The organism is Candidatus Nitronauta litoralis (assembly GCA_015698285.1).
In the GTDB taxonomy this organism is placed as follows: Bacteria; Nitrospinota; Nitrospinia; order Nitrospinales; family Nitrospinaceae; genus Nitronauta; species Nitronauta litoralis.
In genome coordinates this window covers 2,392,014-2,415,082 of record CP048685.1, presented here as the reverse complement: position 1 = coordinate 2,415,082, position 23,069 = coordinate 2,392,014, and the positions used below count along the sequence as shown (strand labels likewise).

Genomic DNA, 23,069 nt, shown 5'->3' with positions numbered 1-23,069 from the left:
ATGCCACAAGGATTTCTTGCTTTCGTTCTTCATGCGCACCTCCCTTTTGTCCGCCACCCGGAACACGAAGAGTTTCTGGAAGAAGACTGGTTTTACCAGGCCATCACCGAAACCTACATTCCTTTAATCCATATGTTTGAAGGGTTAATGCGTGATCAGGTGCCGTTCCGCCTCACCATGTCTCTCACTCCAACCCTCCTTTCCATGATGGAGGACCCTCTATTACAGGAGCGTTACATCCGGCATCTGGAAAGTTCACTTGAGCTGGCTGAAAAAGAAGTGAACCGAACTCAAGGGGATGATCAATTTCACCCCCTTGCCCTGTATTACCAGAAACGCTTTCGAGAAGCTCATACAACTTTTTGTGATCGTTATCAGCGCAACCTGATTAGTGCCTTTCGCAAAGTGATGGAAGCCGGGCACCTTGAGATTGTCACCTGCGGTGCAACGCACGGATTTCTTCCTCTGATGGAAACACAACCCAATGCCATTCGGGCACAAATTGAAGTTGCAGCACGCACCCACGAACGTTTGCTGGGAAGACGACCGCGGGGCATATGGCTCCCTGAATGTGGATACACCCCGGGCATCGAAAACTTTCTTAAAGATGCTGGTATCAGTTTTTTCTTTCTCGACTCACACGGAGTGCTCAACGCCACTCCGCGACCCAAATTCGGCCACTATGCACCGGTAGTTTGCCCTAACAATGTTGCCGTCTTCGCGCGCGACCCCGAAACGTCCAAACAGGTTTGGAGCGCAAACGAAGGATATCCCGGCGATGTCGATTATCGCGATTTTTATCGCGATGTTGGGTTCGACCTTGATTACGACTACGTGAAACCACACATCGCATCCACAGGTGATCGGAAAATGACTGGCTTTAAGTATTTCCGCATCACAGGGGAAGGCGATCATAAGGAGCCTTACAAACCCGAATGGGCTATGGAGAAAGCGGCAGAACATGCTGGAAATTTTATGTTTAACCGTGAAAAACAGATCGAACACCTTCACGGCTCTATGGGCAGGGAACCGTTGGTTCTCTCCATGTATGATGCGGAACTGTTCGGCCATTGGTGGGACGAAGGCCCAAAATGGCTTGACTTTGTAATTCGAAAATCAGCCTACGACCAGAATGTTTTTGAACTAACCACACCACCGGAATATCTAGAGCGGTTTCCCAACTGCCAGCAAACCATCCCCTCCGCTTCCAGTTGGGGATACAAGGGGCACAATGAGTACTGGCTGAATGATAAAACACACTGGATTTACCCTCATCTTCTCGCCGCTGCGGAAATGATGCACAAGTTGGCCAAAAGCTTTCCCGTTGCTGAAGGAGTCACCTTGCGAGCCTTGAACCAGGCTGCCCGCGAATTGTTGCTGGCGCAATCCAGCGACTGGGCGTTTATTATCAAGGCAGACACCATGGTAGAGTATGCCGAAAAGCGAACCAAAACCCACCTCGACCGTTTCCTCAACCTCTACCATGGAATTGTCAATAATGACTTCGAAGAAGATGAGCTTCAAAAAATTGAGACCTTGGATAACCTGTTCCCTGATATTGACTACCGAGTTTATTTATAAAATCTGAATTTTCTGTCTTCCCTTTTAAATCGTAATATTTTCGGTTGCGTTTTTTTTCAACCAAATTAACCTGAAGACACCCTATTTCTGCCAAACAGCAAATAATATTACTAACCTTATTTTCTCTCAACACTTCCATGCAGTTTGCTGCAAATAAAAAATTCCTGAACCAGGATATGTGGTGCTTGGTTTGCGGTTCACTATTGTTTTTTCTGGTTGCTGTTTCTCTGAAAAATGCGAACGTAAAAGCTCTTTCCCTTCTGGGAATGGGTATATGTATTGGCTGGTTTGGTTCCAGATGCCTATTGAGTAGAAATAATTTCGGAAATTCAGATTCCCAAACCAGGATATCAACTGATAAGCAGGAACAAATTCGTTTACGTGGTCAAAACCTGGTTCTTGAAATGTTGAATCAGAAGTTACCAGTGAAATCTATTCTGGAAACTTTGGCAGGTTTAATTGAGCAACAAATACAGGGTATCTATTGTTCAATTTTATTAGTGGATCCGACCTGCAACCGGCTCACCCACGGAGCTGCGCCAAACATACCGAAAGATTTTATGACCATGGTCGATGGATTGAAAATCTCTCCTCGAAATGGGTCCTGTGGAACTGCGGCTTTCCGTAAAGAAACCATTATTGTTGACAATATTAAGGAAAGCTCGCTTTGGGGTGGGAAATTTCAGGAGGAAGCACTGCAATCAGGGTTTCGCTCTTGCTGGTCAACACCCATTTTAAATGCGGAAGGAAACTTACTGGGGACATTTGCAATTTATTGTCAGGAACCCCGCAAACCGGAAAACTCGGAATTGAGCCTTCTGCAAACAGCTGGCCAGTGGGCAGCTTTGGCAATTGAACGAAAAAAAACACAGGATGCGTTTACGGCCTACCATGAAAACCTGGAGCAGGAGGTAAAAATACGAACCCAATCATTACAGGTGGCCCGAGAAAAAGCAGAAAAAGCAAATCAGGCTAAATCTGAATTTCTCTCAAGCATGAGCCACGAACTACGGACTCCTCTAAACGCCATTTTGGGGTTTACGCAACTACTGAAGATGGAAGAAAAAATCTCGGATGATCAAGTTTTAGAACAACAAACAAACCATATTATGAAAGCGGGGGAACACCTCTTGGAATTGATTAACAATATTCTAAATCTTTCCGAAATAGAGTCAGGAAAGGTTAAAGTCTCCCCGGAATCCGTCAGGTTAGAAACAGTATTTACGGAAATATCCTCCATGTTAAAACCCATAGCCACACAAAAAAATATTTCTCTTGAGTTTAAACTAAACGATCCTTCGATTTTTGTCTGGGCAGATTTGATGAAGTTAAAACAGGTACTGATCAACCTGATTTCCAATGCGATCAAATATAATAATTTTTCCGGTAAGGTGAATTTAAAAGCGTATTCTTCCAAAAATGATACAGTTGCCATAGAAGTCTCAGACACCGGACAGGGGATTCCTCAAAACCAACGATCAAAAATATTTGAACCTTTTGTTCGACTGAAAACCTCAGGCGCAAAAACAGATGGAACAGGTATTGGGTTGGCTATCACCAGACATTTAATCCAGCTCATGGGTGGATGTATATTTTTAAAAAGCAAGGTTGAGGAGGGATCAACCTTTACAATTATTTTACCAAAATCAAAGGAACTACCGGTCTAACTCAGGGCGATTCTCCGGTAACCTACTAGCATCAACGCATATACCATGGCAACAACTGTGAAATAAAAAAACACCTGTTCCATAGAATGACTCAACATCAAAAAACAAATCATCAATAGCTGAAACCCGAGACCAAGTGCGCTGACCGCTGTAAGAAACCCACCAGTGAGCTTTTCACCATAATGAATGGCATCTGGATCCAACCAATAAGCCAACCGATCCTGCCACCAGTACAAGAACAGATAGGATGAATGTAGAAATTTTAAAATGCACAGGCTATCGCCTGGAAAAGGTTCGGGCATTTTCCGTTGATTCACCACACTGGTCAGGTCACCTCCGGAATCATGGCGTTTGATCACATAATAATAATTGTAAACGGACCCCTGGAAGGTGGCTGCTATCAAAGCCAGAAGGGCATACCCACCAGGTTGTTCTGTTTGATGGGCGATGGCCAGAAACAGAGCAAGGTTGACAAAAAAATCACAAAAAGAATCGAGAAACCTCCCAACCTGTGAAGGCTGTTTTCGTGCCCGTGCCAGTGATCCATCGGCAGCATCAAGCAGACTTTTGACCGGCAACAGCAAGGCTGCAAGGAACAACCACTTGCCTTGCCAAATCAAAATTGCAGAAACAAAACCAACGATCGTGAACAGCCAGGTTACGGTAATTGCCGTAATAAATGTGTAGGGGAGAAGAAACTGCACCAATCGGGTCGCCCAGGGCCGGGCGTAATCGCTTAGATCAATAAATTGACTCTCTTTTGGCAGTTTGTACATGTAGCCCGATTAGATTTTTTAAGCACGATTGAAACGTGGTTTAAGCCAAAATATCGACTATCAAAAAGGTTTTTTCAGAAAGATTAACATATTCCGCAAATCTTGCAGGTTGCCGTATCACAAACCGGGGTGTGCTTCTCTTTGAAAGCACGCTGGTAATCCCACCATAAAAAGTTATCACGGTAACCGTGATCAATTAAATCCCAGGGGAGAAAATCATCCGGACCATATTGTCGATAGACGGTTTCATCAGCAGAAGGGGTTGCCTCCTTCAATGCGCGCGGTGCATCCAGGCCATTTGAAAGATAAGTTTTAAAAAAGGACAAAGCCCGACGGTCAGCACGGGTAAGATAAGTTTGTAAATAACCTTCCCGTGGGGACCCAAAACTGAGCTGAACATTTGGCAACCGACCCAGTGCTTGCCTCAGCTTCAGGAATTTCTTTTTTAGAAGGACTGTCGATTCCATGGGGTGGTATTGAAAAGGAGTTCCCGGCTTGGGCACCAGTGGACTGACCGCAATGGTCAGTTGGCCGATGCGCCCATGCGGACGACTCGCATCAACGTACTCCTTTTGCACCCGCTGCACCAGTTCGATGAAACGGTCAATGTCTTCGTCCTCTTCCCAGGGTAGGCCAATAATCGAATAGATTTTCAGGTGCAGTACACCCTTTTCCGTCAAAAACCGACACTTCTCAACAATGTAATCATCACTTGCGGCTTTATTGATCGCATTTCGCATTCGCTCGGAAGGGGCATCGACTGCAACCGTTAGAGTCTTTTGTCCGCTTTGCAAAATAAGATCTACAAGCTCGCCGGTTAAAGTCTCCATGCGAAGAGAAGAAAAGGACAAGGTTTTACCTTCTTCGACCAGCCTTTTTACCAACCGGACCAGATCCGGATGATCAGTAACCGAGGGGCCAACCAGACCTATGGTCGACGCTTCTTTATCTTGTTCTGTCAAAACTTTTGCCAACGAGTTGTAGGTCGCTTCAATGTCTGGCTCTCGTGGAGGCCGATAAATAAAACCAGCCGTGCAAAACCGGCAGGCCCAGATACAACCTCGCGTCACCTCCATTAAGGCCATATCTTTGAAAGTAGACTCTTCTCCATGAGTTACGGAATGGGTGCATAACTCAGGAGACCCCTCTTCTACCCAATGACGTACAACCTTTTCGGGGATTCCATCACTTGCCTTTAAACCAACCTGACGGTCGTCTTCATAAACCGGTTCATAAAACTCCGGGACATAAATTCCGGGTATATTGCAAACAGTTTTATAAAGATTGCGTGGATCCTCCCACTCTGTTTCAGTCAATTTTTTAAAGAATTGCTCTATCATTCCTTCGGCTTCACCGATGAAACAAATATCAACAATATCTGCTATGGGCTCCGGGTTGATGAACAACGCAGATCCTCCCGCCACCACCAATGGAAAGTCTTTTCCTCTGGATTTTCGCTCCAATGGGATATCGAAATAATGGAGCAGGGTAACCGCATTCAAATAGTCCGGTTCAAACGAAATAGAAAACGCGATCATGTCGAAATCATGAACCGGACGGTTGGTATCCATAGAGCGCATCTGCGCGGCAGTCAGTGGCGAGGACTCAGGGGTCCAGCCGGTTGGCAGACTGTATCGATCACAGGATATGCCTGAAATTCGATTCAATAAATCGTGCACCCTTTGAAACCCAAGATTGGCTACGGCCACATCCGAGGTGCTGGGATACACCAGCAACACACTCATGGGGCGAAGGGTATCTGTATTTGGTGACTGGGCTGTTATACTTTCAGAGGTTTGCATGCGCCTAGGGTTTGATTAGAAAGTACCATCTTACTGTAAATTTGAACGAGGGACCATAGAAGCTGCCATGGTAGAGGAACAAAATCCTGAAAAAAGAATGGAAGGCTATTTGAGCAAGGTTGCGACCGGCCCTAAAATGAGCAAAGACCTGACGTGTGAAGAAGCTGAAGACGGGCTGACTCTGATATTGGAAGGGGCTGTTTCCCCGATACGCGCTGCGCTGTTTTTGATCACCACACGTATGAAACTCGAAACCATAGATGAAAATCTCGGCTTCTGGCAGGCACTCGACAAAACAACCGAAAAACGCACGGTTCCACTCGAAACATTATGCCAGGTTGCTGATGCCTTCGACGGTTTCGAGCGACAGCCCTACTTTGGTTTCTATGTGATACCGCTTTTAGGCCAGATGGGGTTCCCAGCTTACGGCCATTCCGCCCTTCCCCACCCTCCCAAATTTGGTTTTACATTTGAAGACATTCTACAAAACCATTACGGCATTAAGAATGCCGATTATGCCAACCGGATCCAGGCTCTGGTTAAGTACCGTTTTGGTTATCTTGGCACAGGAGAATCCCATCCAGAGCTTGAAGCCTTACGCGAGCTCCGTCGCGAAATCGTCAAGCGCCCTATGCTGGCAACTCTCGAAAAAATGCTGATGCCTCTTGCTGCATCAAAAAATTATCTGGCAACAAATTATTTTCACCCTGGTTACGAGGTCTCCATGCTCTCCGTCGCCGAAGCCAGTAACTTTGACCGTGTCATCATAGGAAACGGAATAGAAGGAAGCACTCTATACGGTGTGCACAAAAAGGCAAAAGTCTTCCTGTATATAAAAAACAGACCACAGGAAGAAAAAGTATTTGACTGTGTCAAATTGTTTGGAAAAATTGCTGGCGAACGTATACTCGAGGCACATTCTGCAATGAAAGAAACTTCAGCAGAACGGGGGACCATCGCAGAGGCCGGTGAACGGGCACTGAAAGGTGAATCGCATCCAGCTCTCGAATTAATCGCCTGCCAGGCAGCCACATTACTCTGGTTGCTGGATCAGGTAAAAGAACCATTACATGCCTTAAATGAAGCGCGGGCTCTTTTGCAAACTGGAAAGGTTTATGACACATTTATGTCTTATCTTGATGAATTGAGAAAAAATACCTAACGGGAAGCTTCCTGTCGCTCTAACATCGGCTTCAAATATTCCCAAACAGTCTGGACCACAACCGCATATCCCTCGCCCACGGGGTGGATTCCGTCTGGCCGGGTCAACTCTTGCACCGCAGCCACGTTTTCCAGAAAAAAGGGTATAAACCCGGTTCCGTGTTTTTCCGCAAGCTTTGAAAATACTGTTTCAAACCCTTTCGTGTAATCTTCACCATAGTTTGGTGGAATTTTCATACCCGCCAGCAAAACCCTGGCCCCCTGTTTTTGACACGTCAGGATAATGGTTTCCAGATTGCTCTCCATCTCCTCAAGTGGCAAACCACGTAGTCCATCGTTCGCACCAAGTTCCAGAATAACAATGGAAGGTTTGTGCTTCAGAAGCCAGTCAATGCGGCGAAGCCCACCTGCAGTTGTGTCTCCACTGACACCGGCATTGACCACCTTGTACGAGTATCCTTCCTCCTTTAGCAAGGACTGTAACCGCGCCGGATAGCTCTCCTGCTGGTTCACACCAAACCCGGCAGTGAGGCTGTCACCAAAAGCAAGAATCACCGGTGCCCCCATTGCCGGGGCAACGAAAAAAAACAACCAGGCAAATAAAAAAACCGCTGGAGTCGGCATCCAGACTTTGTAACAATAAAGGGATACCTTTTTACGATCTGCATGGGGAAATCCCAGGAAGCTTTGCACAGTAAGTTAAGCCGGAAAGAAGAAAATGATTGAAATCGAACAACTCAATAAATCCCTGCATGGTGGCGGGCACCGGGTCGATATCCTCAATGGAATCAACCTCACCGTCCCGCGGGGTGAATTTGTTGCCATAACCGGAGCCTCGGGAAGCGGCAAAACCACACTGCTCAGTCTTATTGCCGGACTCGACGCACCCACCAGTGGACGAATTGTTATTGACGGTCAGGATATCACGAAACTTGATGAAGATGCACTCGCGGAACTGCGGGGAAAACGCTTTGGTTTTGTTTTCCAGAATTTCCATTTGATCCCGACACTCACCGCACTTGAAAATGTCATTTTATCGGCAGAACTCAACCACACAGAAGGGGCGCACAAAAAATCCAACGACCTCCTCGGGATTGTGGGACTGGGGGAGCGGTTGCATCATTACCCGTCCCAGCTTTCAGGCGGCGAGCAACAACGCCTGTCCCTGGCACGGGCATTCGTCAACGAACCTGAATATGTTCTTGCTGACGAACCCACCGGGAATCTTGATTCAACCAACTCCGACCGTATCCTGGATTTAATCGGTGAACTGCACCGGGTCAAGCAGGCAACCATCCTTCTGGTAACCCATGAACCCCCGGTAGCCCAGCGCTCGCAACGGATCCTCACGATGGCCGATGGAAAAATCATCGCCGACCAGCCTTCACGGCCCAGTCCATGACCACAAGCCAACTTTCACTTGGCCAACAAATTAGGCTGGTAAATTCGGAAAGTCGGGGTGCAGGCAAACGGTTCCTGTTTTTCGTTCTGTGCCTCGCCATCGGCGTCGGTGCGGTGATGATGATCAAAAGTTTTTCGGCTCTGCTGGAGACATCGATCAAACGGGAATCGAAAGGCTTGTTGGCCGCCGACATCGAAATTAAAAGTTCCTGGGCTCAGAAAAAAGAGGACCTCGCCTACCAGCAACAAGCGCTACCCCCTGAAACCCGTTTTGTTTTTGTAAAAGAACTGCACGCAATGGTGCAGCTTTCAGGCCAGGTCAGGGAAGGAAAAGGATCATCTCTACTGGTTGAGCTGAAAGCCGTTCCATCCGTTCCCCCGCTCTACCCCCTGTATGGTGAAATCAAAACTCAACCAACGCTCGGTCTGCCCGAACATTTTAAAGACAACGGCGCCCTGGTAGAGACTAATTTCCTCATAAAAACCGGGTTGAAGATAGGGGATACCTTTGGCTTGGGTAAAATTCGTGCCCGGGTATCTGGAATACTGGAAGCAGAACCGGATCGAATATCACGTGCCTTCAGTATCGGGCCGCGTGTCATGGTATCGCTTGAAACATTGAAGGAAGCCCAACTGATTGCTCCCGGCAGCCGGGTGAAACACCGTACACTGATCGGATTGCCCCAGGGAGAGAATCTTGACCGCGCCCTCTTCACCCTGCAAGGCGGACTGACGGACAAGGCAGCAACGTTGCGGACCTTTGAGGACATGCAATCGTCGCTCACTCAATCCATAAAGCGCATCAGCAATTATCTCGGCACCCTCGGTGTCATAGCACTTTTAATGGGGGGAATTGGGGTTGCCATGATCGTTCGCACTTTTATGTCACAAAAGCTGGACACTATCGCCATTCTGACCTGCATTGGAGCACGGCCCAAAACGATTTTCAGGATTTACCTGTTCCAGGCCTTGTTTCTTGGACTTGCAGGAAGCCTGCTGGGGATCGCCGCAGGTTATGGTCTTCAATATCTGCTACCTCCTAAAATAGAAGGTTTACTGCGAATAACCCTGACACCTGAATTCGATTGGCGTCCGGCAGCGCAGGCACTTCTACTTGGTATGGGAACAACGCTGTTGTTTGCATTATGGCCTCTCGTTCGGGCCGTGCGCACCAAACCTTTGCGTCTGTTTCGGCATATCGCGGAAGAAGAAGAGCTTGGGAAAGGGTCACGTCGGCAACGGTGGGTGGTCAGCATTATTTTTGCCGCAGGGCTGGCAGGCAGTATTTTCTGGCAGGCGGAATCTGTGAAACGAGGCCTGGTGTTTCTTGTTGCACTCTGTGTCGCTGCATTGCTTCTGTTCACAATTTCCACCCTTGTATTAAAACTCATCAAACGCCTGCCGCCTTCGCCTTTGATGACAAGGCGATATGGCCTGGCTAATTTATTCCGCCCCAACAATCAGGCGCGGTCCATCATCACCGCTCTGGGCATGGGAATCATGCTGGTATTGACTATCCGCCTTGTGCAGATGGATCTTGTTTCCATGCTAAAAGAAAACACCAAGGGGGCACCGCCTAACTACTTTTTTATCGATATCCAGAAAGATCAGGAGGAGACATTTAAAACCGTAATGGCTTCGACTGCACCCGAGGCGAAGGTGGATATCACCCCGCTGGTGCGGGCTCGCATATCACAGATTGATGACAAGAAAATTGCAGAATGGGAATACACGGACCGTGCACGTGAAGAATGGTTCATTAACCGTGAATTCGTGTTGACCTATTCCAAAGGGGTTCCACCACCGGGCAATGAGGTAGTCGATGGTAAATGGTGGAAACCCGAGGAAGCCTCGATACCCCAGGTTTCCCTGGAAGAAGACGCCGCCCGTCGGTTGGGTGCCGAAATCGGTTCCACGCTGATTATGGAAATTCAGGGGATACCTATCGAGGCTCCGGTTACCAGCATCAGGAAAGTCAACTGGCGCAACATGCGCACCAATTTTTACATGATATTTTCACCCGGGGCACTGGAAGGCGCGCCACTGACATTCGTTGCGTCAGTCACGGTTGATAAGGCGAAAGAACTTGAAGTGCAAACAGCGGTGGTAAAAGCCTTGCCCAATATAACCGCTCTAGGCACCCGTGACATTATTGAAACCGTCGAAACAGTTGTTGGCAAACTGCTCACCCTGGTTGACTTCATGTCGACTTTTGCAATCCTGTCAGGCCTGATCATTTTGTCTGGCGCCATAGCTTCCACAAAGTTTCGACGTTTAAAAGAAGCCGCCATCCTAAAAACCCTTGGCGCCAAACAAAATATAGTGGCAAGAATTCTCGCTTATGAATACGCGACCCTGGGAATAGTCGCTGCCGTAGTAGGCGTCATCCTTTCGGTTGGATTGTCATGGGCCGTGATGGAATACGCTGTGAAATCTCCCTGGCATTTTCGACCAGGCCCCATCAGCCTGGCACTTATTATTTCTATTATTCTAACCACCATCACCGGAGTGCTGTCCAGCCTTGATGTGCTCCGCAACAAACCCAGCCTCACTTTCCGCAAACTGGATAGCTGAGAACTAAGTCCCGTTTTTCATTATGAAAGCTTTTCTTCTCCCAGCCAGGTAAGGCGTAGGAAATATCCAATCCCAATATCCCCACTGGCACTACAAAGCTAGAGCCTGCCAACATTATATCCAGCTAATACTCTTTTTTTATTAGCATAGTGTTCGCAACTTTCATTATTCATTAGCATTTCTTGAAAAATTTGCCGGCTCAATTAATTTGTGATAACTTTCGTTCTTCTGATATCTAATCGTCTTTTTCATTCTTTTGGTTAAAATGGATTTTCTCCGCGAATGAATCGTTTTCAGAGAACAATATTTTTTACTATTTTTATCAACGCCCTTTTGTTGATCCAGTTTGCAGGTAACAGCCTGGCCGCCCAGCACCACCGGCATGTTCACAACCCGTTTCAAGTTGAAGCGGATCATCTGAAGCACAACTGTCCCTTAAAACATCAGCATGCCGGAGGGCTTTGTCCGCACTTGATACACAAGGTTAACGTTTCTGGAATTAAAATTTCGATAGAATGCGGAGGCGACTCACATGACCCTCTCCCGGAAAAGAACAATTCCCGCTGGGCTCAATATTCAAAAATACAGCCACATATAGCGGCTTTCAAAAGCCAGTTGATTTCACTCCCCACTTTCCGCTGGGATTCCCTTTTCTCCCCTCCGGCGGAACGCCCTCCAGATACAATCTCCTTCCAAATCTAGAAAAAACTGGATCTAAATTGAGGTTTTTTGTCGGGGAAATTTAATTTCTCCCGGTAATTCCTATGTAACTTCCACCGCCACACATGGAGTTTGGGATACCGGTTTTTTCCAGACTAATGGCCACCTGTCCCAATTTTCACGGTTATAAAAATAGCTGTGTGTGTTGTTTTCGGTTTGCCAACCGGACAGGGCCAAATTTATTTTCATGGGCACCTCAATCATCAGTAGATTAATCCGGCAACCAACCGGGGATGAGGTGACCATTCCAATTACTGGAAACCGTTTTGGGGGTGTTGGTATTTCAGGCGACATCGGTTTCTAAAAATGAAACCATTTGTGTTCAACCAATAAGGAATCAATCATGAAAAATTATTCTGCCAAAAATGATTTTAAATTCGGCTGGGTATCGCTTCTCGTTACAGGAGCGATGGTCCTCGGATCTGGCGCAGTAAATTTAGCTTTTGCCAACCCACATACAACAATTTTAAAGAAAAATACACCGAGCAAATATGCGGTTCGCGAAGAATTGGAAGGAACCAGTAGCGTTATCAACCATGTCCGCATTCCTCATGGTTGTAACGGAACTGATATCAGAGCGATGAGTCTTGTTTTCCCAAATGGCAACACCACGGCAGTTGCAACCGACAACAATGAATCTGTTGATCTGGTCGACCACATTGAAGGAAGCCCGGTCAGTGATATTGGTGCCGTTCAGGATAAAAATATTTTTCGCCATATTGCGGAAGTTGAGGCAAATGGTCCCTTCGGCGAAAATGTACGCGCCATCCATTACACCAACGGAAAGTTGGATGCCCATCACGTTGGTCTTGTGCCGTGGAACTCGAACTTCCCAAAATTCAAGGAAGGGTCCTGCGCAACCAGTTTAAAAGTGAATATCGCGATTGCCAACTATTGCACCCGATCCCGCACTGCTGAGAATCGTGCCGACATCTGGATTGGGCATTTAACTGAGCTGTTCAATGACCCGGCGGTAGTATCCCAAAGTCCTCCAAATTTCTGGCCACATTTGATTGTTGTGCGCGACCAGGAAAATAATCCTCTGGCTCCGGAATGCGGAGAAGGGTTTGGAATTGAGGTTTCACCTTCAGACGAAGACATCGATGCTTATCTTCCCATCAGAAGGTATTGGCCTTTTCCACAAAGCAATGGAGGCGCTGACGAGTAAAGGGTTTGCCGGGGCCGTCACCCTGCGTGGCGGTCCCGGTTCCTTGTTCACTATATTAAAAATCAACGTTCACTGATTCAGTTCCTAAAACAACCGCTCAAAGGGTGGGTCGGCTGTCAGAATCAGTTCCTCACCTTTCATCTCAATAGGGTATGCCCGAATGTCACCATTGGGGTGAGAGGCACAACTTCCATTGGTGATATCGTAACGCCAGAAGTGCAAGGGGCAGGTGACGGTTGTACCAGACAAATGTCCCTCCCCTAAATGTCCACCCCGGTGCTTACAAAAATCATCTGTTGCGTAAAACACCCCATTAACATTGTAAAGCGCGATGTCATGCCCATCGATTTCAAGGGTCTTGCACTCACCGGGGCCAGGTGCTTCGGGTTTTCCGATTCTGTATTGAGGCATGGTTTATAGCTTATCCTTTACAATCTTTCCCTTTTTGCCGGAAAAAACCCAGGAACACTATTTGTCGAATACACTAATTCGTGGTATTTAAAAGAAGGCATTTAAACTTTGTTACCCGGTGATTGCAATACACCCGTCAGGAACTCAATGATTATGAATTATTTTCATCGATTGGGCACTGAAAATTCTCTCCGTTCAATAAAATTTGCAGTGGCTCTTTCTTTGGTTGTCCAGGTTTTCACGGTTACTTCCGCCTGGGCAGTCAATAGTGGCTATTTGCCCCGGGACAAGCCTTATGTCGCGCCGAAATATATCCCCCCACCTCCTCCTGAACCCAAGATACACCTGATTGACAACGGTGATGGCACTCTGACCGACGGGAATGGTTTGGTGTGGACTCAAAAGGACAGTTATGCCGACCTTGGGAAATGCCTGAACTGGCATCAATCTAATGATTACGTATCGACTCTCAATCAAAATAAATTTGCGGGACACTCCGATTGGCGAATGCCTTCACTGATGGAGCTGGTCGGAATTTATGATGACACACGCGAAGTTGTCATGGGGCACGACGGCAGTACTGAATACACGATGCGGACCGATCCTCAGTTTGCAAAAGGGGCAGCCTATTGGTACTGGACTTCAGACGCGGAGTTCACAAAGCTCACCGACTGTTGTGCAAAAACTTTCTATTTTGTTACCGGGATTACTTTTATCCGCCAGTTTAAACTGTGCAACAATGGGGGCGTGCGGCCAGTGCGGGGGAAATCTCAAAAAAAGTAAGTCGTTCGAAAAGATCAATTGATCCAAAAATTTTCTTTAGCTTTTGCTGCCGCTTTTCTTTACCTGATCCATTGGGATAATGAGTGCTTCCTTTCGGTGGCGAACAATCTCCCCACCAATCAGATAAATCACATCTTCACAAATATTAGTCGCATGATCTGCCACGCGTTCCAGATAGCGTGAAGCGGAGAGTAACTCGAGTAAGGGACGCAATTTTTCCGGCCCTGTCCCCAACTGGCTTTCAAACGTATAAAACATTTTTCGATTGAGATCATCGACTTCATCGTCAACGGCACACACCCGGCGAGCCATCACAGAATCGAGGTCCACCAGGGAATCGAGCGCGTGTTGCAGCATCCATTGTGTTTTTTCCGCCATCAATGGAAACTCATCGGGAATGGCGAGTTTAACCTGATCTGCCAGAAAAACAGAGCGCTCTGCAATATTGACGGCGAGGTCACCAATCCGCTCGAGGTCATTATTAATTTTAAGGTAGGCGACCACCAGTCTCAGATCGTTTGCCACCGGTTGATAAAGCGCCAGCACCTTCAGGCATTCCTCTTCCAGCTCTACTTCCATTTCATCAATTCGGGAATCAGAATGCATAACCTCGGTTGCGAGTTTTGCATCCCGATTGATGATCGAGCGAACGGCGCGGCCCACATTTTCCTCGACATGGGCACCGAGAGAATGCGTCATCTTCTTGAGCTGCAGAATTGCATTTTCAATATGTATGGTATGACGAGGCATGGTTTTATGCTCCAGGTTCAGCCAAACCGGCCGGTGATATAGTCTTCCGTTTCCTGCTGTCCAGGATTGGTGAACAGGGATTGCGTGTGATCGAACTCAACCAGGCGGCCCATCAACAGAAAGCCCGTGTGGTCTGAAACCCTTGCGGCCTGCTGCATGTTATGGGTCACCAGGACAATCGTATAATGTTCTTTCAAGCCTACCATCAAATCTTCAATTTTTGCAGTCGCAATAGGATCGAGTGCTGAACAGGGCTCATCCATCAGCAACACTTCCGGCTCAACCGCTATTGCACGAGCAATACAAAGCCGTTGCTGCTGGCCGCCAGACATACCCAATGCACTTTCCGGCAGGCGATCCTTCACTTCATCCCACAACGCCGCAGACTTCAAACTTTTTTCGACTATCGCATCCAACTCGTCTTTTCTTTTGACACCATGAATACGAGGTCCGTAAGCGATATTCTCATAAATACTTTTTGGGAAAGGATTCGATTTCTGAAATACCATTCCCACCCGTTTTCTCAGGTCGCTGACTTCCAGTTTTGAATTGTAGATGTCCTCTCCAGCAATTTCCACTTTGCCTTCAAGCCGGGCGCCATCAACCAGATCGTTCATTCGGTTCAGACAGCGCAGCAGGGTTGATTTCCCGCAACCCGAAGGCCCGATATAAGCGGTAATCATACCTTCAGGAATCTGCATGCAGACATCCATCAACGCCTGTTTCTCGCCGTAATAAAAATCTACGTGGTCGATATTGACCATGACACGACTCGATTCCGATTTCTCGCCCAAATGATCTGTTTGGCTCATGTCCGGTAGTTTACCGTCATTTTTCCCTTTTTTGGAAAGGAAGGATCGAATTTCGCCTTTCATAGCTTTTGCCGGTTCCATAATTTCGCCTTTACAAGCCCGAGATGGTCAATTTTTTCCTGAGTCGATTACGGAGTGAAATCGCCAGGCTATTCAAGAGTAATACAATGAGCAAGAGTAAAAATGTAGTTGTGTATACCATGGGACGGGCCGCATCGACGTTTGGTGATTGAAACCCGACATCATAAATGTGAAAACCTAAATGCATGAACTTCCGGTCAAGATGGAGAAATGGAGAAAAAGAGTCAACCGCTAGTGCCGGTGCCAATTTGACAACCCCGGTAATCATCAGGGGAGCAACTTCTCCGGCAGCACGGGCCATAGCGAGAATCAGTCCGGTTAAAATTGATGGCATCACCGCCGGAAGAACAACCCGGAAAATTGTTTCAAACTGGGTCGAACCCAATGCGAGAGCCGCCTCGCGAATTCCCCGCGGAACTGCCGCCAGTCCTTCTTCCGTAGCCACAATCACTACCGGCACTGTCAACAGCGCCAGGGTCAGCGAAGCCCAGAGAATTCCTCCGGTACCGAAGGTTGGAGTAGGAAGTGCTTCCTCAAAAAACAACCTGTCGATAGTTCCCCCTACAAAATAGATGAAGAAACCAACACCGAAAACTCCAAAAACGATGGACGGCACCCCGGCAAGATTGTTGACGGCAATCCGAACCATACTCACAACCTTACCCTGCTTGGCATATTCCCGAAGATAAAACGCAGCCAGCACACCCAGGGGAGTCGCCACGATGCTCATGATCATGACCATCATCACCGTTCCAAAAATCGCGGGGAAAACACCACCTTCCGTATTGGATTCCCGCGGGTCTCCTGAGACAAACTCCCACATGCCACTGACGAAAAAACCAACACGATCAAAGAAACCGAAATTATTGGGCTGATAAGCTCGCACGATTTGTTTTAAAGGAATCTCTTTTTCCTGGCCATCACCGGTAAGAACAATCAGGCTTGAGGTCAGTTGTTTTCTCAGCTCTGCAAGTGTCTTTACATGAGCTTCATACTTTTCCTGCAGTTTTTTTATTTCATTCTCTTCAGCAAGAACATCCGGTCCAGACTTAACCCCATCGAGTTCAAGTTGTTTAATGTTCAATCGGTGATCAGAAATATCATGGTTGATTTTTCCAATGCGATATTTTTCGATCTCCTTGATTTCATCCAGTATGTCCTCTACCTTCGGAACTTTATCAAGGAAAGCCTCATAAGCCCTGTCCTGGCCCGTTGCAACCGTTTTCCCTGACTCCCGAAACTCCTGAATCACTCCATAAAAATGCCCCCACTCGCGACGTTCAAAAACAGAAATGGAATGAGGGGTCCCTCTCGAAACAATATCTGCTTCGTCAACCCAGATAAAATCATCGCCATACAGGTCACGATTACCGCGTTTAACCTGGATCCGCTTACCCAGTATGGTTGTCTTCCCATCCTCAATCCGGGTGATATCCTCCCGGTCTGTAATCTCCCCGATCAAATTCGAACCATTTTTTAATTCGAACCGGTGAACCTCAGAAGGCCAGAAATAGACCACCCCATTGATCAGAATCGCCAGCAATAACCCTGAGATCAGGATCATGCAAGCGGCCAGGGTTGCACCTGTTAACCAGATAAAGGAATCCCCGCGAGCCCAGATTTTTTGGATTTTATTCATTCAGTCTCAAACCTCCGCAATGCTTATAGCACCCGGTACCTTTCCCTAAGTTTTAACCTTACCCATTCGGCAATGGTATTGACCACAAAAGTAAACATAAACAGTAGCAGAGCCGCTAAAAATAAAATGCGGAATAAGGTGCCGCCCTCAGGAGCCTCTGGAAGTTCCACCGCTATATTGGCGGACAACGCCCGAAAACCTGAAAAAGCACTCCAGTCCATCACAGGTGTATTTCCGGTTGCCATTAGAACAATCATGGTTTCGCCAACGGCGCGCCCAAACCCGATCATCAAGGCAGAAAATATTCCAGGACTCGCCGTGGGCAGAACAACACGGACGGCTGTTTGCCAGCGGGTAGCCCCCAGCGCAAGTGATCCCGCAGATAACAGCTTCGGCACACTGGACAGAGAATCCTCGGCAATAGTGAAAATAATCGGAATTACAGCAAACCCCATGGCCATGCCCACGACCAGCGAATTTCTCTGGTCGTAACCAAGACCTGCAACGTCGAGCAACCAGACCCGAAAGTCCCCTTTCAGGAAAATGGATTCGAACCAGATGCCAGACCCAAATGCGAGGCCGGTACCCAGAAGAACCAGAACAAGGAGAAAGTAAAACTCGGCGGCGGGCTTTTCCTTAAAGTAATAACGGAGGTTCGTGTGCTCAGCAATGTATTGGACAACGAAGACAAGGAGACCTATCACCACAGGCATCATCAATAGAGATGGTAATAATTCTTCAACCCGCGGCGCAAGCCATAAGGCCGCGAAAAAACCCAATACAACGCTTGGCAGGGCCGCCATGAACTCAACTGTTGGCTTCACAAGGTGCATGAGGGATGAATGCATGAACTGTGAAGAATAAAATGCAGCAAATAATGCCAACGGTGCCGCAAACAGCATCGCGTACAACGTCCCTTTGAGCGTTCCAAATATCAAGGGGGTCAGGCTGAACTTGGGCTCAAACTCATCGGTACCGCCAGTGGACTGCCAGGAGTATTCTTCTTTCTCATAACCTTCATAACGAACCTTGCCAAACAGGGATTTTAAGGTTATTCCAGGATGCGGATTCTGAACTTTCCAGTTTCCAAGACTTCCCTTTTCATCAAGAACCATTACCCCGTTACCCTTGGGAGCCAACACCAGACCTGCGATTTTCCGGGTCCATCCAGTATTGATACTGTACTCGGTTTGTCCGGATGTTCCGTAGTGATACATCACCACGCCATCTGCACCGGCAGTGACAAACCCCTTGTCCCGTTGTGAATACCCCATTTTCAAAACTGGGCCTTGATGCTGATCAAACAGGTGCACGTAGCTCAGATGATTACGCCCGGCTTCTCCCTTCACGATTTGAGTCGACATGACACGACCCTCATCATCACCCACAACAAGGGTCATCCCTCCATTCAGGAATTTTAACAGAGTGATTTTGGTCGCTTTATCTGGTGTCGCCCCGATTATTTCAGCTGTGGATTCCCCCTCATCAACAGGAAGAGCCAACCTGATGACCTGCCCTGTCCCTGTTCCGGCATACACAGCCCCCAGCTCCTGATCGACGGCAAGGGCCGTGATCTCCCCTTTGTTGGGCAGAACAAAATTGTAGGATTTGGTTTTAGTACGGACAACACCCATCATATTTTTTTTGCGCTTCACCTTAACCGCAATCACCTCATTCTCACCGGTGACGCTGGTGACCAGATAACCGGACTCACCTACATAGTGCTGGATCAATTCAACAGGCTTGCCGGTATCGTTCATTGGGATAAAGTCCAGAATCTCAGCAGCCGGATTTACGCTCCGTTCATTATTCTCATTGAAGGTGATATCAAAATTTATTTTTACTCCCAAAGCCCTCCCGTCTGAAAGACCGAGGATGACCGTATGTTTCTGGGGAGAGGAGGCTGAGGTGATCGTTGCACCTTCAAGATCCGGCAACTTAACCGGTGGCCAGCTTTGTCCACCTTTTAAAGACTGAAAATAGATACCCTGGCTGGTGATGGTATAGGCCACTGTTTTATGCTCCTCAGTTCCCAGAGCAAAAACAGTTCCCTCACTTTTCGTCTCGATCACCTCTTCAAGGGTAATTTCCGGAGATTGAAACAATGGAAAAACTTCTGCAGCGATGACAAAGAAAATGGCGAGAATAAAAAAGATCACCGCAAATCCGCTTATTACCACCACACGAGTGGCCATGCGATCTTTCGCTAACCGGGATTGAAGGCCTTTTTCGGTTGCCATGGAGGACACTTTTTCAGGGACCTCTCCTTGCTGGGTCACCAGATCACTCATCGTAGTTCACCGGACAGGAGACAACACAGAGGGCCCGCCCCGAATCGAGGCAGGCCACCGTTTTTTCAATTAGTGCTGAAGAACGAAATACTGACATTAGTTGGTCAGGGCTCCGTCCTGCAATTTGGAAAGCTCTTCTTTTACCACAACACCTGGCATTGGGAAGTATCCCCCTTTGACCACGATTTCCTGCCCACCTTTAGAGAGAACAAACTTGAGAAACTCAAGCGTCAGCGGATCAAGAGGTTTACCTGGTGCCTTGTTGACGTAGACATAAAGGAAACGTGCCAGAGGGTAGTCACCAGCAATTGCGTTTTCTACCGTTGGACCCACAAAGTCGTTACCCGACTCAGACAATGGAAGCGCCCGGACACCAGCGGTGCGGTAGCCAATTCCACTGTAACCCATTCCATAACGGTCAACGCTGACCCCCAGAACAACAGATGCAGACCCTGGCTGTTCCTTGACTTCATTTTTGTAGTCGCCTTTTTTCATGGCCACTTTTTTAAAGTACCCATAGGTTCCGGAAGCGGAGTTACGACCGAACAGGCTGATCGGGCGCTTGGCCCAGTCCCCTGAGAGACCAAGATCGCCCCAGGTTTTGGCATTGGGCTTACCGCGCTTCTGGGTTTTGGAGAAAGCCGCATCAACCTGGGCAAGACTCATTCCCTTGATCGGATTGTCTTTATGAACAAAGACTGCGAGAGCATCAATCGCCACCCGGATGGGCGTTGGCTTGTAACCGAACTTGGCTTCAAACGCATCCAGTTCCTTGGATTTCATCTGGCGAGACATGGGCCCGAGTTGGGAGGTCGCTTCGATCAGGGCAGGAGGCGCTGTGGAGGAACCCTTACCTTCAATCTGAACATTGATATTAGGATAGGTTTCACGAAATTTTTCCGCCCAGAACGTCATCAGGTTATTCAATGTATCGGAACCAATGCTGTTCAAGTTACCGCTGACACCGCTGGTCTTCTTGTAATCGGGAACAGTTGGATCAACACCTGCCGGGGCCGCCATAACAGAGGCCACCATTGCACAGGTCATCACAATGGAAAGGGTACCGATTAACATCTTGCTTTTCATTTTTTGCTCCTTTTTCATTTTTGCCTTCCGCCTCAAAAAACGAAACGGTGTTATGTATTCTTTTATTCTGGTTTACGGTCCAATGATTTTTTTACCAGGAACGCTTTTAACAGGGCGGCTTTTCTAATGTTTCAACAACCGCCCCAGGAAGATCAATCGGGTTGCGGAAGGTCTCCGTAAACTCTGGGAGCTGAATGGAAGGTTTTCCATCAAATTTTCTGGTCGCACTTAGGTGCTTGCTATCACCAGAAGCCGAAATTTCTCAGCAAAAGATGAGAGGGTTACTGGAATCCTCACTGTTAGTCTGCCCTCCTTTTGTTAGAGTTTTATGAGGACAGCTAACAATCAGATCTTCCTCACTTCAACCCACCCCAGACTCCAGCCAACCCAATCATAACTCTTTGTTTATATTGGGTTAGCAAAACGCCCTTCATTTGCCGCTGGTTTTCGGACCTAATACTTCCTGGCTCGCCCGAACCAGATTCATCTTCCAGAATCGAGATTAGCTTTCCAATATGAGGGCTTGATGAGAGTTATATTTGCAATGAGGGAGGGTGCTTGAGCTGTTATTCGCAGACAATTAATCTTTAATTTTTATCAGGGAGGTGGATCGAGAAAATACTTCCGGACCCGGGGTTACTTTCGACATCGACCGATCCACCGTGAGCCTGGGTGATGTGTTTGACGATGGCCAGCCCCAGACCGGTGCCCCCCATTTGCCGACTCCTCGCCTTGTCGACCCGGTAAAATCGCTCGAATAATCGAGGCAGATGCTGGGTGTCGATACCACGCCCCTGATCTTTCACCTGGATCACGACTTCACCGTTGTCTCGAATGGCCGCGATCTCCACCCGTTTTTGAGAATCGCTATATTTAATGGCATTGTCTACCAGATTGACAACGGCTTCTTCCAGTAAAGGAGGATTGACCTTCGCGCGAAGTTTGGTATCACATTCCAGGTTTAAAAATATATCCTTCGCATTGGCTTTGGGGGAACAGTCTCCAATCGCGTTTTCCAGAACTTCACGGAGTTGGCAGTCCTGCTTCACGATTTCGCGAGTTTCGGAATCCTGTTCAATCCGAGACAGGCTGAGCAGGTCTTCAATAATGGCGTTCAACCGCTCCGCCTGTTTGGACACGATACCCAGGAACCTCCTTGTGTCTTCTGGAGATTCCAGTGCACCATCCAGCAGGGTTTCGACAAATCCTTTTATAGATGTAATGGGAGTTTTCAGCTCATGGGATACGTTGGCTACAAAATCACGGCGCATCGTCTCCAGTTTTCGAAGCCGTGTGATGTCGTACAAAACAAACACTGCGCCGATACTTTCATTTCTGGTATTTCTGAGGATCGTCCCCCGGGTCTGGAGAAAACGAACCTGCCCTTCCCAGATCAGCTCGATATCCCGCTCCAACAGGTCTCCGCTGCTAAGCGCTTTTTTTACAAAATCCAGCAACTGGGTATTACGAACCACCGCCTGTAAGGGCTTGCCCTGTGCCTGTTGTGGATTGATTCCGAACAACCGGCCGGCTGCCTGGTTGAGGTGGATAACGATTTCATCCGGGTCGATAGCAAATACGCCTTCCACCATACTGGTGAGGATCGCCTCCTGTTCATTGCGCTGTTCAGTGATGGTCCGGATCCGGTCATCCAATTGGGCCGCCATATTGTTTAACGCCTGTGACAACCCGTCAAATTCACGAATTTCTGTAAGGGGCAGGCGAAAACTGAAATCCCCTTCAGCAAACCGTTCGGCACCGGATTTCACCTGACCCACGTGGCGGACCACCCCTTTTGAAAAATAGAACAACATGAACCCGGCAAACAGCGCAAACAACAACACGGCAAAGGAAAGCGGCCAAGCCAGATTATCGACCGTCTTTCCTAAAAAGCTGAGCGGCAAGGAAGTGCGAATAACCGCCGCTACCTTTCCCCCTTCCATAATGGGAACTGCCACAAAAAGTGTGCGCTCATTATTATAAGGGTCCACACGAACTTCATAACCCGGCTTACCCTTTACGGCCTGAAGGATTTCAGACCAACTGCCGTGGTGGGCAAGTCTCGAAGGGTCTTCTTCCGAATCGCACAAAACGGAACCGTCGTACCCGACCAGAGTTACACGCGCACGGGCACTGCTTCCAAAACCCAGACAAGCCTTTTGCAGTTCTTTGGGGGAAGAAGTTTTCAATAAAGATGCCATCTGAGGTCTGAGCAATTCGGCGCGGACCTGAAGGTCATCCTGGGCTTGCTTAAAAATAAATTCGCGAAGGGACCCCAGTGAAAACCAACCGACAATTCCCAATGCCAGGAGCAAAACCAGAGCAACCGGTATGAATTGTCGGCGCACCAGGGATTTTGAAATCAT

The 23,069-nt window shown here is 47.8% G+C and carries 18 protein-coding genes; 8 read left to right on the top strand and 10 right to left on the bottom strand.

The window, feature by feature from the left end; genetic code table 11:
* Positions 1 to 1,581 carry a DUF1957 domain-containing protein gene (locus G3M70_10990; GenBank protein ID QPJ62364.1) on the top strand — a complete coding sequence of 527 codons (1,581 nt, stop codon included), beginning with the start codon at positions 1 to 3 and terminating at the stop codon, positions 1,579 to 1,581.
* Between the two features lie 425 nt (positions 1,582 to 2,006).
* Positions 2,007 to 3,248 carry a GAF domain-containing sensor histidine kinase gene (locus G3M70_10985; protein ID QPJ62363.1) on the top strand — a complete coding sequence of 414 codons (1,242 nt, stop codon included), beginning with the start codon at positions 2,007 to 2,009 and terminating at the stop codon, positions 3,246 to 3,248.
* Here the strand turns inward: G3M70_10985 and G3M70_10980 are convergent.
* Together G3M70_10980 and G3M70_10975 are read right to left on the bottom strand one after the other, a co-directional pair.
* On the bottom strand, positions 3,245 to 4,024 hold the full coding sequence (locus tag G3M70_10980) for a CDP-alcohol phosphatidyltransferase family protein (protein QPJ62362.1): 780 nt from the start codon (positions 4,022 to 4,024) through the stop codon (positions 3,245 to 3,247). The two genes, G3M70_10985 and G3M70_10980, sit on opposite strands and share 4 nt — an antisense overlap.
* Positions 4,025 to 4,107: 83 nt before the next feature.
* The gene (locus G3M70_10975) at positions 4,108 to 5,826 is read right to left on the bottom strand and encodes a radical SAM protein (protein ID QPJ62361.1); all 1,719 of its coding nucleotides are present in this window, start codon (positions 5,824 to 5,826) and stop codon (positions 4,108 to 4,110) included.
* A 67-nt stretch (positions 5,827 to 5,893) separates the two neighbouring features.
* Between G3M70_10975 and G3M70_10970 the strand changes: the two genes are divergently transcribed.
* The gene (locus G3M70_10970; GenBank protein QPJ62360.1) at positions 5,894 to 6,988 is read left to right on the top strand and encodes a hypothetical protein; all 1,095 of its coding nucleotides are present in this window, start codon (positions 5,894 to 5,896) and stop codon (positions 6,986 to 6,988) included.
* On the opposite strand, the gene G3M70_10965 is transcribed toward G3M70_10970, so the two are convergent.
* Positions 6,985 to 7,611 carry an arylesterase gene (locus tag G3M70_10965; GenBank protein QPJ62359.1) on the bottom strand — a complete coding sequence of 209 codons (627 nt, stop codon included), beginning with the start codon at positions 7,609 to 7,611 and terminating at the stop codon, positions 6,985 to 6,987. The genes G3M70_10970 and G3M70_10965 overlap by 4 nt on opposite strands.
* Positions 7,612 to 7,705: 94 nt before the next feature.
* On the opposite strand from G3M70_10965, the gene G3M70_10960 reads away from it, so the two are divergent.
* From G3M70_10960 to G3M70_10945, 4 genes are all read left to right on the top strand, one after another.
* Entirely contained in the window at positions 7,706 to 8,389 is a 684-nt protein-coding gene (locus tag G3M70_10960; protein ID QPJ62358.1) for an ABC transporter ATP-binding protein, read from the top strand.
* Positions 8,386 to 10,962: an FtsX-like permease family protein gene (locus G3M70_10955; GenBank protein ID QPJ62357.1), complete on the top strand. Its 2,577-nt coding sequence runs from the start codon at positions 8,386 to 8,388 to the stop codon at positions 10,960 to 10,962. Before G3M70_10960 ends, G3M70_10955 begins: the two co-directional genes overlap by 4 nt.
* A 282-nt stretch (positions 10,963 to 11,244) precedes the next feature.
* Entirely contained in the window at positions 11,245 to 11,664 is a 420-nt protein-coding gene (locus tag G3M70_10950) for a hypothetical protein (GenBank protein ID QPJ62356.1), read from the top strand.
* A gap of 361 nt (positions 11,665 to 12,025) precedes the next feature.
* Positions 12,026 to 12,850, top strand: a complete 825-nt coding sequence (locus tag G3M70_10945; protein ID QPJ62355.1) for a hypothetical protein — start codon at positions 12,026 to 12,028, stop codon at positions 12,848 to 12,850.
* Between the two features lie 84 nt (positions 12,851 to 12,934).
* On the opposite strand, the gene G3M70_10940 is transcribed toward G3M70_10945, so the two are convergent.
* Positions 12,935 to 13,261, bottom strand: a complete 327-nt coding sequence (locus tag G3M70_10940) for a Rieske 2Fe-2S domain-containing protein (GenBank protein ID QPJ62354.1) — start codon at positions 13,259 to 13,261, stop codon at positions 12,935 to 12,937.
* 153 nt (positions 13,262 to 13,414) lie between these two features.
* Here G3M70_10940 and G3M70_10935 point away from each other — a divergent pair, with 153 nt between their 5' ends.
* Positions 13,415 to 14,044, top strand: a complete 630-nt coding sequence (locus G3M70_10935) for a DUF1566 domain-containing protein (GenBank protein ID QPJ62353.1) — start codon at positions 13,415 to 13,417, stop codon at positions 14,042 to 14,044.
* A gap of 36 nt (positions 14,045 to 14,080) precedes the next feature.
* On the opposite strand, the gene phoU is transcribed toward G3M70_10935, so the two are convergent.
* The 6 genes from phoU to G3M70_10905 all read right to left on the bottom strand — a co-directional run bounded on the left by phoU (position 14,081) and on the right by G3M70_10905 (position 23,069).
* A complete protein-coding gene (gene phoU / locus G3M70_10930) occupies positions 14,081 to 14,794 on the bottom strand; it encodes a phosphate signaling complex protein PhoU (GenBank protein QPJ62352.1) in 714 nt (237 codons plus the stop codon).
* Positions 14,795 to 14,811: 17 nt separating this feature from the next.
* Positions 14,812 to 15,606: a phosphate ABC transporter ATP-binding protein gene (locus G3M70_10925; protein QPJ63790.1), complete on the bottom strand. Its 795-nt coding sequence runs from the start codon at positions 15,604 to 15,606 to the stop codon at positions 14,812 to 14,814.
* A 91-nt stretch (positions 15,607 to 15,697) separates the two neighbouring features.
* Entirely contained in the window at positions 15,698 to 17,326 is a 1,629-nt protein-coding gene (pstA, locus tag G3M70_10920) for a phosphate ABC transporter permease PstA (GenBank protein QPJ62351.1), read from the bottom strand.
* Between the two features lie 23 nt (positions 17,327 to 17,349).
* The gene (locus G3M70_10915) at positions 17,350 to 19,617 is read right to left on the bottom strand and encodes an ABC transporter permease subunit (GenBank protein QPJ62350.1); all 2,268 of its coding nucleotides are present in this window, start codon (positions 19,615 to 19,617) and stop codon (positions 17,350 to 17,352) included.
* Between the two features lie 96 nt (positions 19,618 to 19,713).
* The gene (locus tag G3M70_10910) at positions 19,714 to 20,703 is read right to left on the bottom strand and encodes a PstS family phosphate ABC transporter substrate-binding protein (GenBank protein ID QPJ62349.1); all 990 of its coding nucleotides are present in this window, start codon (positions 20,701 to 20,703) and stop codon (positions 19,714 to 19,716) included.
* Between the two features lie 587 nt (positions 20,704 to 21,290).
* On the bottom strand, positions 21,291 to 23,069 hold the full coding sequence (locus tag G3M70_10905) for a PAS domain-containing protein (protein ID QPJ62348.1): 1,779 nt from the start codon (positions 23,067 to 23,069) through the stop codon (positions 21,291 to 21,293).